An 11,385-nucleotide genomic window follows, 5' to 3' on the forward strand; every position below is an offset into this window, starting at 1 on the left:
TAGGGACACTTTACATATCTTCTTGAAATCGGGGAAATCGGGGTCGCACCACGTTATCTCTTTCATTTGGAGATAGATATGTATTTTTTGACCCGATAATAAGGCCTTAGAAGCTGTTTTTTGGTCAATTTCTAGCCTCTAAGGAATATAATAGTCTGCGCAATAAGGAGTTCACCATGCCACGCGCCTACAGATATTTCCTGCCAGGGTATGTGTACCACATCACCCACCGGTGTCATAACTGCGCTTTTCTTCTCCGTTTCGCAAAAGATCGTGACGCATACCAAGAGTGGCTTCGAAAGGGTGCCTTGAGATATAGGGTTTCTATATTTGGTTACTGTATAACCTGCAACCATGTTCATTTAATTCTGTTCCAACATAATGATGGCGATTTAAGTAAATTCATGCAACTCATTGAAGGTCGCACGGCGCAGCAATATAATCTAAGAAAAGGGAGAAAAGGGGCATTCTGGCAAGACCGGTACCACTGTACAATTATAGACAGCGGTCTTCATTTGTGGAACTGCCTGCAATATGTAGATCTCAATATGGTGCGCGCAGGTAGAGTAAAGAATCCAGAACAATGGAAATGGTGCGGCTATGGCGAGTTTATAGGCTTGCGGAAAAGATATCGACTCCTGGATATGGAAACGATTCTTGATAAAATGGGTTATGATGATCTGGAAAGAACAAGAAAGCACTACAAAGAAGAAATGGAAAGACGCTTATCTTCAGGAGTATTCGAGCGCGATCCATTATGGACCGAAAGCCTCGCGGTAGGTGAGAAGTTATTCGTAGACTCATTGCAAAAACAATTTCCCCGCGTTAGGCTCTACATAAATGAAGAAAAAACCGCAGATGGCAAAAACGAATGGAGTATCAGGGAAGCACCGACAGCTTACAGTCACTTTTGGGGGGTAAAAAGCGCTCCTAAGGCCATAAAAAAGGCATAAAATATACGTAACATTTTAGCTGGGAAAGAGATAACGTGGTGCGACCCCAACTTCAACTTCAGGTTTCGGCTCGCGAGTTGCCGGAGTGGCGGAATGGCAGACGCAAGGGACTTAAAATCCCTCGGCCATTATATGGCCGTGCCGGTTCGAGTCCGGCCTCCGGCACCAGCACTACAGCAACTACAGTCGCTGGTTTCTGGTTACTGGTAATAGGCGAGATCAACTGGCAGGGGAACTATAAAGGTCAAGGCAGCGCCGGATAATTATTCTGGCGAGCGCGTCCTTCCTCATCCGTGCCAGTCGTGTGACATTCCCATCGCGGTCTATAATAACCGCCCTGTTATAATCGCTCGCGAAACCGGCATCCGGCCGGAAAACATCGTTCGCGACAATCATGTCGAGATCCTTCTCCCTGAGCTTGCGCCTGGCTTCCCGTACGAGAGCACCCGTCTCCGCGGCGAACCCCACGAGAATCCTGTTCCCCTTTTTCCGGCCGAGCTCCGCGAGAATGTCCCCCGTCCTCGCCATCGGCACGTTGATCTGCCGCGACCCTTTTTTCATCTTCCGCGAGAGGCGCTTCTCCGGCCTGTAATCCGCCACGGCCGCGGCCATGATGACGACATCGGCACGCCTGCGCATGACTTCCCGGCGCATCTCGTTGGCGCTCTCAACCCTGACCAGCCGCACCCCTCCGGGGGCGCGCAACGCAACCGGTCCGCTCACGAGAATGACCTTTGCTCCCCTATCCCGTGCCGTGCGTGCAAGGGCATACCCCATCTTGCCGGTGGAGGGATTTGAAAAAAAGCGTACAGGATCGAGATACTCACGGGTGGGTCCAGCGGTGATGAGAAAGACGGGTTTCAATTTAGACAATTTCCCCCTCACCCTACCCTCTCCCCTGCCTGCCGGCAGGCAGGCACAAGGGGAGAGGGAAAAAATAATTTATGCGGGTCAAATGAGCCGCAACTCAGACAAGCCTCTCAATCGCCGCGATGATCTCATCGGTGGAGGCGAGGCGGCCGATCCCCTCGCCGCCGCAGGCGAGATACCCACTGTCGGGCCCCACGAAGCGATAGCCCCGTTTCTTCAATTTCTTGATATTTTCCTGCACGATCTTGTTCTCGTACATGGCCGTGTTCATCGCAGGAGCGATGAGGACAGGGGCCTTTGTGGCCATCACGGCGCAGGTGAGGAGGTCGTCCGCGACACCGCAGGCGATCTTCCCGATCACGTTGGCCGTCGCGGGAGCGATCACCGCAATATCCGCCCATTCAGCGAGGCTCACATGCACCGGATCAAATTCCCGGGGCGAGTCGAACATCTCCGTGAACACCGGCCCCCGCGAGAGGGTCCTCAGCGCGAGGGGCGTGACAAACTCGCACGCCTCCCGCGTCATGACCACGCGCACTTCGGCCCCCCCCTGCGTGAGACTGCTCACCAGGTCGCATGACTTGTACGCCGCGATACAGCCGGTAACACCGAGCAAAATCTTCTTGCCATTCACCGGTGAGGCAGATTTCTTTTTCATGAATCGCTATCCTCTGGTAATTTTCTCTATTTCTTCCACATTCCTCGCCACGCGCAGCTGCTCCACGAGGATAATCGCCTTCAGTCCCTCGAACGCGGCCTGGAGGTCGTCGTTCACCACCACGTAGTCGTAGCGCCCCGCATACCCCATCTCCTCGCGCGCCAGGGAGAGGCGCTTCCGGATGACCTCCTCGGAATCGGTCTTTCTCCCCCGCAGCCTTTTCTCGAGTTCCTTCATGGAGGGGGCCATGATGTACACATACACCGCCGGGTATTTCTTCTCCATTATCTGGAGCGCGCCCCTCGCATCGATGTCGAGGATGATATCCTTGCCCGCGGAGAGCGCTCTCTCGATGACGCTCCGCCGCGTGCCGTAGTAATTATCGTAGACGACTGCGTGCTCGAGAAATTCCCCCTCGGCGAGCAGCTTTTCGAACTCGGCGCGCGTGGTGAACCAGTATGATGTGCCGTCCACCTCGCCCTTCCTGGGATGCCGCGTGGTGACCGACACAGAATACTCCAGCTGCGGCGCCGATTTCATAATCATGTTCAGCAAGGTGGTCTTCCCAGCGCCCGAAGGAGCAGTAAGAACGAACAGGATGCCTTTACGCATGATACCACCTCTATGGAATGACAAATGACAAAATTCAAATGACAAAACAGCATGAATAAATTTTAATCCTCAACTCCTCCTTATACTGATTGCAGCAAAAATTCTGGATAATTGCAATGCCTCATCAATAAACACATCGATGCTGCCAGTCAAATCGGAGTTTGCATGTCGGAGCAATTCAAGCCAATACTTTGTTTCCTTGGCTTCTTTTCTACAGATTCCTATGCGATAATAAAATTCCTTTTTCGTACCTGCATCATTGCCTTCCCTATAATTTGCTCCCACCGATCCTGCCGCACGAACCAACTGACCAACCAACTGTGCATTAATCGAATTCTTTGATGCCTGCTTACATAGGTCAATACATCTTTGGGCAAAGTTTAGATCGTACGCGGCTCCAGATCAAATTACCGCTCTGCGATTGCATATTCCCTCGCACTTAATTTGACAGGGTACTTTATTCCTGTGATTTTTCGTCTATTACGTGCCATATTTTTGCCATTTGGCATTTGCTAATTTTGTTTTGTCATTTGTCATTTGGTATTTGTCATTTTCTTCACTGCACGTTCTGCAGCTGCTCCCTGATCTTCTCCATCTCGGCCTTTATCTCGATGGCGAGGCGGGAGATGAGGGCGTCGTTGGCCTTGTTGGCAGCGGTGTTCACCTCGCGGAGGATTTCCTGCATGGTGAAATCCAGTTTCTTCCCCACCTCCCCCCCGGCGGAAAGGAGCCGGCGGAAATGCTTCAGATGGCTCCTGAGCCGGACGATCTCCTCCGTGATGTCGACCCGGTCAGCGAAAATGCTGACCTCCGCGAGCAGACGACCCTCATCATAGTGGGCCCCCTCGAGTATCGTGCGCACCTTCTTGCGGATCTTCTCCTCATAGCGACGCGAGCTCTGCGGCCTCGCCCCGTCAATTCGCCCGAGGAACGATTCCACTCTCCTCCACCGCGCGATGAAATCCCGAGTGATCATACGGCCTTCCATGGCCTGGTTCTTTTCGAGGTCATCGCACGCCGCCTCGAATCCCTTCCGCACCAGGCCCCAGACCGGCCCCTTTGAGAAATTCGCCATTTCACTTTTTACAATGGCACCGGTGCGGACGAGCGTCGCCAGATCAAGCCCGCCCTCGAGGCCGAGCCACGATCCGACCTTTTTCAGCTGCCCCGCGAGCTCCTTGCACGCCTTCCTGTCAATCGCCACGCGCTCCAGGCCGCCCTCAGCCGGCGTGAAGAGGACATAGGCGGTGACCTGGCCGCGCCCGACTCTCCCCTGGAGGTACCTCCTCACCGCCGGTTCAAGCGAGGCGATCTCTCTCGGCAGGTTCACGGTCAACTTGAAATACCTGCTGTTCACGCTCTGTATCTGCACCGTACAATGGCCGTACGCCCCCCCGGCCTCACCCTCACCGAATCCGGTCATGCTCTTCATCTCATGGTACCTCCGTTTCCAACAGATTGCATCCATGCGTCCCCGCGTGCACCCTGTAGCTCCCGAGCGCGGCCGGAAGCAGGAGAGTATCGCCCCCGCCCAGCTCGAGCCGCCCGACAGAATCGCCATACTCAAGAACGCCGCTCCCTCCCACAACGGAAATAATGCTGAACCGGTCCCCCGCGCGCGTCGAACCCCAGCGGCCGCTGATCTCAAGTTGAACCGTTCTGAAATAGCGGCACCTCACAAGATGCGCCCGGCGGAAACCCTCTCCTTCTTCCCATGTCTTTGAGATCCGAGGATCCGCGTGGTCCGCGAAATCTATCACTTCCACCGCCCTCTCCCTGTGAAGCGGGCGTCCGCCCCCCTTTGCCGCCGCCCGATCCCAGTCGTACAGCCGGTAGGTGAGATCCGAGTTCTCCTCGATCTCAAGGATCAGATTACCCGCACCAATGCTGTGGACGCGCCCCGCAGGGACAAAGACGGCATCGCCCGCCCTCGAGGCCAGGCGCCCGAGCAAACCCATGAGCGCCCCCTCTTCAAGTGCCCGCGCGAATGATTCCCTGTCGGCGGCCTCGCGAAAACCGCAGATCAGCTCAGCCCCCTCATCCGCCTGCACGACGTACCACAGCTCTGTTTTGCCCCACTCCCCTCCCTCGTGTTCAGCCGCGTAGTCGTCCGGGGGATGAACCTGTACCGAGAGGTGCGCCGAGGAGTCAATCAGCTTGACCAGGAGTGGGAACCTGTCCGGGCGGCGGGTTGCGAGGGCTCCGCCGAGAATCTCCAGGGGTTTCTCGTCAATCAACTCCCGGAGAGATCGCCCCGCCCAGGCCCCCGACTCAACGCGGCTCACATCCTCCCCGTGATCCGAAATCTCCCATGACTCGCCGATCCGGCTTCCCTCGGGCAGCGCCCGTCCGTAGACGCTCATCAGCCGATGGCCGCCCCATATCTTTTCCTTGTAGATCGGCGCGAATTTCAATGGGTAGAGATTCATGTCTGTTTTTCAGCGCGTAGACAGTTGAGCACGCGCTCGATATCCTCCGGCAGGGGGGCTTCCACGTGAACGGCCACACCCGTGCGCGGGTGCGTGAAACCGATCCTCCAGGCATGCAGCATCGGGCGCTCGATACCCATTTCCCCGATCACCCGCGACCTCCTCCTGCCGTACACGGCGTCTCCCACAACGGGGTGACCGAGGTGCGCCATATGCACCCTGATCTGGTGTGTCCGTCCGGTCTGCAGAAAGATTTTTGCGAGCGTGAAACCGCCGATGCGCTCGATAACCTCGAAGCGCGTCACGGCAGATCGCCCCCTGTCGCGGCAAACGGCCATCCTCTTCCGCTCAACGGGATGTCTCCCGATGAGCCCCTCCACCGTCCCCCGCTCCCCGGGCAGGCTGCCGTGCAGCAGCGCCAGGTACTCCTTGCGCACCGCTCTGCGCGCGAACTGGTTTGAGAGGGACTGGTGGGCCTCGTCGTTCTTCGCGACGATGATGCAGCCGCTCGTCCCCTTGTCCAAACGGTGAACGATCCCCGGCTTGAGCTCACCACCGATCCCCGACAGGTCTCCACATCGCGCGAGGAGCGCGTTGACCAGCGTCCCGCTCAAGATGCGCCCCGCGGGATGGACAATCATCCCCGCGGGCTTGTTGACCACGAGGAGGTCGGCATCGTCGTAGAGCACATGGAGGGGAATCTCCTCCGCGAGTATACTGGATTCGACGGGCGGCGGAAATGAAACCTCCACCTCGTCGCCCCGCCGGACCCTGTGGTGGGGCTTGACGCCCCTGCCGTTCAGCCGGATATGGGCGCCTTCGATCAGACGCTGAATCTCGGCGCGAGAACGCCCCTCCAATCGATCGACGAGGAACTTATCCAGGCGTGCGCCGTCGCGCCCCTCGTCGACTAGGTATTTCCCTTCCTGTGCGTGGATGCCGGGCTGCACCTCGCCCCCCTTTTTCTTTGTTGCTCTCCCGCCCATACAAGCACGGCAGCCGAGACAACCAACGCCGCCAGGCTCATCAGTTGCGGAACGTTCATCGCCGTTCTTCCCAAGAACGCCACGGCTGGATTATCCGCGCGGAGGAATTCCAGGAGGAATCTCCCCGCGCCGTACAGCACGAAGTAGAGGAGAAAGACCTGCCCGTTAAATTTCTTCCTGGGCAGAAAGAGCGAGAGGGCGACAAAGATGCCGAGCTCAAGGAGCGCCTCATAGAGCTGTGTGGGATACACCGGGAGGCTGTACGCGCTGCCCGGCGCTAAGATGCCCAGCTCGTAGAGCTGATACGAGCAGGCGAGGCTCCCCGCAGGGAATACCACCGCCAATGGCGGTGCGCACACCCTGCCGAAGCAGCAGCCGTTGAAAAAACAGCCGATCCTTCCTATGGCGTGTCCGAGCGCTACTGACGGGATGAGCAGATCAAATCCCTCGGCGACACTGAGCCGTTGTATTCTCAGATAGACCGCACCCGCGATGACTGCTGCAATGACGCCGCCGAAGTACGAGAGCCCTCCCTTCCAGACCATGAGCGCTTCCCAGGGGGCGTATGCAAACTCACGCGGATTCTCAAGGACGTAGAGGAGGCGCGAACCGACGAGCGAGGCGAGCATGGCGTAGAGGCAAGTATCGTACACGGTCTGCGCCCGCCAGCCGTATCTCATGGCCCTCGCGGCGGCGGTCGCGATTGCCACCAGGAACGCCAGCGCGATGCACACGCCATAGGAATATATTGTCAACGGCCCGAATTCAACAAGTATCGGATGCATTTTTCCCGGTGAGCCCCGTGGCTCGTCACTCCCCTCCTGCTGATCCCGCCTCCGCCCTCACAATCAGAATGTAGAGGAGCATGCACACGCCCACGCTGATCGCCATGTCCGCGATGTTGAACGCCGGCCAATGATAAGTCCCCCAGTAGAGGTCGAGCCAGTCGGTGACACAGCCCCCCGTGTCAAACACCATGCGGTCCAGCAGGTTGCCCAGCGCGCCGCCGAGCACCAGACCCACGGCGATCCTGCAGGTATGCCGCTTCGGGGCGTAGCCCCAGTAGAAATAGGCGATCGCGGCGATAGTGGCAAGCGAGAGGAGGACGAAGAGGTACTGCTGGTGGGGGAAGATGCCAAACGCACCGCCCCTGTTTCTGATGTGCGTGATGTTGAAACAATTCTGGAGCACCACCACCGTCTCCGCTTCCAGGATGGTATTCCTGATCCATAACTTGCTCAGCTGGTCAGAGATACACACGACCGCGGCAGTTAGGAAGGTTGCCATTCAGGGTTTCCCCCCTCGGTCTCTTCCGCCTCCTTGCAGGCAATGCACAGCCTCGCCCACGGTACCGCCTTGAGCCGCTCCACCCTTATCGACTTGCCGCACGTTTCGCAGAGCCCATAGGTCTTTTCCTCAATGCGCCTGAGGGCAAGATCGATGAGGTAGACGAGATTCCCCTCGGTGGTGGCCACGGCGAGTCCGAACTCCCTGTCATAGGTGTCCGTCCCCATGTCCGCCATGTGCAGCGAGTAGCCCGACAGATCACCCGTCGCGTCACGTTGGGAGCTGTGGAGATGGGTATCGTGGAGCGTCACCACATCCCGCATGATCCTCTCTTTGTGTTCGATGAGCAAATTTCTGAACTTCCTGAGCGCGGCGGAGGAGAGCGGCGTCTTCTGCTTGCCGGGCGGCCTCTTCGCCGCGGCATGTTTTTTCTTCAGGCCGGCATCTCCCGCGCGCTTCTTCCCCGTTGCCTCCCCGCGTTCCTTCTTTGCCTTTCCCATCGCTGTGCCTCCTCTCAATGATCGTGTCCCTCCACTACCGCCACACACCTTCGACAGATGGTCGGATGAGCATCATCCTCCCCGACACTCACAGAATATTTCCAGCAACGCGCGCACTTTGTGCCCCTCGCGCGCGCCACGCTCACCTCCCGGGTTCGCCCGCTGCCCAGGGCGTTGACTCCCTTCAGCACAACCTGCGATACGATGAAGAGGTCGGCGAGCATGTGCTCCTTCTCCTTGAGAAAGCGGAGTGTGCGCTCATCAGCGCAGGCTATCGTCACCTCTGCCTCGAGCGCGTTTCCGATCATATCCCCCTGGCGCGCAATCTCCAGGGCCTTTGACACCTCTTTCCTCACCTCGAGCAGCCGCTCCCACTCCGCCTCGAGCGGCTCGTCGATGAGTCCCTGGTCCACGGCCGGCCAGTCAGCCAGGTGCACGCTCTCGCGCTGCCCCCCGCCCGGGGGCACCGCCTGCCACGCCTCTTCCGCCGTGAACGCGAGTATCGGGGCAGACACCCTGATCAGCACATCCAGCACATGGTGCATGGCGGTCTGGGCTGACCGGCGCTGCGGCGACCGCCCCCCACGCGTGTAGAGTCGATCCTTCAAAATATCAAGGTAGAGACTGCTCAGATCAACCGCGCAGAAATTATGGAGCTGGTGGTACGCCTCGCAGAAATCGTACCGCTCATAGGCAGCGGTCACGTCGCGCAGCAGCCGCTGCGTCCGGCTGAGGATCCAGCGGTCGATCTCCTCCATCTTATCCCTCGGCACCCCATCCCGCCCGGGAGAGAAATCGCACAGATTCCCGAGGATGAACCTGAAGGTGTTGCGGATTCTCCTGTAGGCGTCAACGAGCTTTTCGATAATCTCCTCCGAGATGCGCACGTCAACGCTGTAGTCAACCGATGCGACCCAGAGGCGCAGGATGTCAGCCCCGTACTTTTCGATGATGCGCTGGGGCGCAATCACGTTCCCCGCTGATTTGGACATCTTTTTGCCCTCGCCGTCCATGATGAAGCCGTGCGTGAGGACCTCAGCGAACGGAGCGTCCCCCCTGAGGGCGACGGAGGTGAGGAGCGAGGTCTGGAACCAACCGCGATGCTGGTCGCTCCCCTCGAGGTAGAGCGTGCAGGGGTATCCCAGCTCCGGCCGTGTCGCGAGCACCGCTTGGTGGCTGACGCCGGAATCAAACCACACATCTATGATATCTTCTTCCTTTCGGAATTCCTTCCCTCCGCACGAGGGGCACGTGCACCCACTGGGCACAAAATATTCCACGGGCTCCGTAAACCAGACATCGGCGCCGCGCCCCGCGACCGCGCTCCTGACGCCCTCCAGGATCTCTTCGTTCAAAATGGCTTCGCCGCAGCCGCGGCAGTACACCATGGGGATCGGCACTCCCCAGTATCTCTGGCGCGAGAGGCACCAGTCGGGGCGCTGTTCGAGCATGCTGCTGATCCTGTTCTGCGCGCGCTCCGGGATCCATTTCACCGCATTGATTAACTGAAGCGCGCGTTTCCGCAACCCATTGCGGTCAACTCCCATGAACCACTGCGTGGTGGCCCTGAAGATCACCGGCTGCTTGCAGCGCCAGCAGTGTGGATATGAGTGGACAATCTCGCGCGACATGAGGAGCGCGCCGCGCGCTTCGAGATGCTCGATGATTGCAGCGTTCGCCTTCTCGACCTTGAGGCCGGCGAACTGCCCGGCTTCCTTCGTGAACTCGCCCCTCTCGTTCACGGGGGCATACACCTCGAGCCCGTGCGCGCGCGCGATCTGATAATCCTCCTCGCCATGGCCGGGCGCGATGTGGACGCATCCGCTCCCCTGCTCGAGCGTCACGTGGGCGGAGAGGACCACGGGAGAATACCTTTCGACAAACGGATGCTGAGTGATCACCCCCTCCAGCGCAGTCCCCCGGCATGAGCCGAGAATACGGTACTGCTCCTCGCCCAGCTCTTCCGCGAGGCGGTCAAGCAGCTCGCGCGCGACGATCAGCGTGCGCCCCCTGAGGCTGGCCGCGACATACTCGAACTCAGGTCTGACGGCGACCGCCATGTTCGCGGGGAGGGTCCAGGGGGTGGTGGTCCAGATCAGAAATGCTACGTCCTTCAGGCCATGGAACGCCTTTTCAAGACCGGAGCGCGCCGTGAAGCTCACGTATATCGAAGGCGAACGGTGATCGTCGTATTCGACCTCCGCTTCCGCGAGGGCGGTTTCGCACGTCGCGCACCAGTGAATGGGTTTCAAACCCCTGTAGATGTATCCGCCCAGATACAATTTCCCGAAGCATTCGATGATCGTGGCCTGATAGGAAGGATCGAGTGTGAGGTAGGGATTATCCCAGTCGCCGAAAATCCCGAGCCGCTTGAACTGTTCTCTCTGAATCGCAACGTACTTCAGGGCGTAGTCGCGCGCCTTCTTCCGGAACTCCGTCCGGTTTATCTCGTGCTTGCCTAACTTCAGCTCTTTAAAAAGCTGGTGCTCCACGGGAAGCCCGTGACAGTCCCATCCCGGCACGAAAGGCGTGTAAAAGCCCCGCATCGATTTATATTTGACCACGATGTCTTTGAGGAGCTTGTTGAGCGCGTGCCCCATATGGATATCGCCGTTCGCGTACGGGGGACCGTCGTGGAGGACGAATTTCTCATTCGCCTCCCTCCGGGAGCAGATTGCGCGGTACGCATCATTTTTCGCCCAGAGCTCGAGCATGAGCGGTTCTCTCGAGCTCAGAGAAGCCTTCATGGGAAAACTTGTCGTGGGCAGGTTGAGCGTGGCTTTATATTCAGCTTTTCCCATAACCCGTTCCGGTTGAATAAAAACCGACTGGAGGATGCTCCACGGGGATTCCCCAGCCGGTTCAGGGCACTACACTATCAGGTGTGTGATACAGAATCAATAGAAAAGCGCGCTCAGTTAGGGCGCGCTCAGTTTCATTCCCTCAGAAACGTAATGGGTCACCCATCAAAGGCGCGGAGTCAATAGACATGATCTGGTCCCTCCCTCGCGCATGCGCGGGTTCAACTGCTTGCTCCGTTCACGCCAGCACTCGTGACTTGCCTGCTGCTCCATCCCGAGCCCGTTTCCT

The 11,385-nt window shown here is 58.3% G+C and carries 11 protein-coding genes and 1 tRNA gene; 2 read left to right on the forward strand and 10 right to left on the reverse strand.

Annotation, left to right across the window (positions count from 1 at the left end; genetic code table 11):
• The first annotated feature begins 176 nt into the window (after positions 1-176).
• Both NTX71_01085 and NTX71_01090 read left to right on the forward strand, forming a co-directional pair.
• Positions 177-953: a transposase gene (locus NTX71_01085; GenBank protein ID MCX6338500.1), complete on the forward strand. Its 777-nt coding sequence runs from the start codon at positions 177-179 to the stop codon at positions 951-953.
• A gap of 79 nt (positions 954-1,032) precedes the next feature.
• A tRNA-Leu gene (locus NTX71_01090) sits at positions 1,033-1,121 on the forward strand.
• A gap of 51 nt (positions 1,122-1,172) precedes the next feature.
• Here the strand turns inward: NTX71_01090 and NTX71_01095 are convergent.
• From NTX71_01095 to ileS, 10 genes are all read right to left on the reverse strand, one after another.
• The gene (locus NTX71_01095) at positions 1,173-1,826 is read right to left on the reverse strand and encodes a hypothetical protein (GenBank protein ID MCX6338501.1); all 654 of its coding nucleotides are present in this window, start codon (positions 1,824-1,826) and stop codon (positions 1,173-1,175) included.
• A gap of 94 nt (positions 1,827-1,920) precedes the next feature.
• Positions 1,921-2,481 (reverse strand): bifunctional phosphopantothenoylcysteine decarboxylase/phosphopantothenate--cysteine ligase CoaBC, encoded by a 561-nt coding sequence (gene coaBC / locus NTX71_01100; GenBank protein MCX6338502.1) that lies wholly within the window; start codon positions 2,479-2,481, stop codon positions 1,921-1,923.
• A gap of 6 nt (positions 2,482-2,487) precedes the next feature.
• Positions 2,488-3,093, reverse strand: coding sequence for a guanylate kinase (gmk, locus tag NTX71_01105; protein MCX6338503.1), 606 nt, complete (start codon positions 3,091-3,093; stop codon positions 2,488-2,490).
• Positions 3,094-3,649: 556 nt separating this feature from the next.
• Positions 3,650-4,561, reverse strand: a complete 912-nt coding sequence (locus NTX71_01110) for a YicC family protein (protein ID MCX6338504.1) — start codon at positions 4,559-4,561, stop codon at positions 3,650-3,652.
• Complete coding sequence (locus NTX71_01115; protein MCX6338505.1) at positions 4,527-5,522, reverse strand: mannose-6-phosphate isomerase; 996 nt, start codon at positions 5,520-5,522, stop codon at positions 4,527-4,529. Before NTX71_01115 ends, NTX71_01110 begins: the two co-directional genes overlap by 35 nt.
• Entirely contained in the window at positions 5,519-6,508 is a 990-nt protein-coding gene (locus NTX71_01120) for an RluA family pseudouridine synthase (GenBank protein ID MCX6338506.1), read from the reverse strand. The genes NTX71_01115 and NTX71_01120 overlap by 4 nt, the downstream gene beginning before the upstream one ends.
• On the reverse strand, positions 6,433-7,293 hold the full coding sequence (gene lgt / locus NTX71_01125; protein ID MCX6338507.1) for a prolipoprotein diacylglyceryl transferase: 861 nt from the start codon (positions 7,291-7,293) through the stop codon (positions 6,433-6,435). Before lgt ends, NTX71_01120 begins: the two co-directional genes overlap by 76 nt.
• Before the next feature lie 25 nt (positions 7,294-7,318).
• The gene (lspA, locus tag NTX71_01130; GenBank protein MCX6338508.1) at positions 7,319-7,795 is read right to left on the reverse strand and encodes a signal peptidase II; all 477 of its coding nucleotides are present in this window, start codon (positions 7,793-7,795) and stop codon (positions 7,319-7,321) included.
• Entirely contained in the window at positions 7,780-8,295 is a 516-nt protein-coding gene (locus NTX71_01135) for a TraR/DksA C4-type zinc finger protein (GenBank protein MCX6338509.1), read from the reverse strand. Before NTX71_01135 ends, lspA begins: the two co-directional genes overlap by 16 nt.
• 14 nt (positions 8,296-8,309) lie before the next feature.
• Positions 8,310-11,096, reverse strand: a complete 2,787-nt coding sequence (ileS, locus tag NTX71_01140) for an isoleucine--tRNA ligase (GenBank protein ID MCX6338510.1) — start codon at positions 11,094-11,096, stop codon at positions 8,310-8,312.
• Positions 11,097-11,385 lie beyond the last annotated feature (289 nt).

This window comes from Candidatus Auribacterota bacterium (assembly GCA_026392035.1).
Lineage (GTDB): Bacteria > Auribacterota > Tritonobacteria > UBA1439 > UBA1439 > JAPLCX01.

What these genes read in the sequence shown, in the direction of transcription:
- NTX71_01085 (MCX6338500.1), top strand. Translation starts at nt 177, where the DNA reads ATGCCACGCGCCTACAGATATTTCCTGCCAGGGTATGTGTACCACATC.
- coaBC (MCX6338502.1), bottom strand. Translation starts at nt 2,481, where the DNA reads ATGAAAAAGAAATCTGCCTCACCGGTGAATGGCAAGAAGATTTTGCTC.
- gmk (MCX6338503.1), bottom strand. Translation starts at nt 3,093, where the DNA reads ATGCGTAAAGGCATCCTGTTCGTTCTTACTGCTCCTTCGGGCGCTGGG.
- NTX71_01110 (MCX6338504.1), bottom strand. Translation starts at nt 4,561, where the DNA reads ATGGATGCAATCTGTTGGAAACGGAGGTACCATGAGATGAAGAGCATG.
- NTX71_01115 (MCX6338505.1), bottom strand. Translation starts at nt 5,522, where the DNA reads ATGAATCTCTACCCATTGAAATTCGCGCCGATCTACAAGGAAAAGATA.
- NTX71_01120 (MCX6338506.1), bottom strand. Translation starts at nt 6,508, where the DNA reads ATGGGCGGGAGAGCAACAAAGAAAAAGGGGGGCGAGGTGCAGCCCGGC.
- lgt (MCX6338507.1), bottom strand. Translation starts at nt 7,293, where the DNA reads ATGCATCCGATACTTGTTGAATTCGGGCCGTTGACAATATATTCCTAT.
- lspA (MCX6338508.1), bottom strand. Translation starts at nt 7,795, where the DNA reads ATGGCAACCTTCCTAACTGCCGCGGTCGTGTGTATCTCTGACCAGCTG.
- NTX71_01135 (MCX6338509.1), bottom strand. Translation starts at nt 8,295, where the DNA reads ATGGGAAAGGCAAAGAAGGAACGCGGGGAGGCAACGGGGAAGAAGCGC.
- ileS (MCX6338510.1), bottom strand. Translation starts at nt 11,096, where the DNA reads ATGGGAAAAGCTGAATATAAAGCCACGCTCAACCTGCCCACGACAAGT.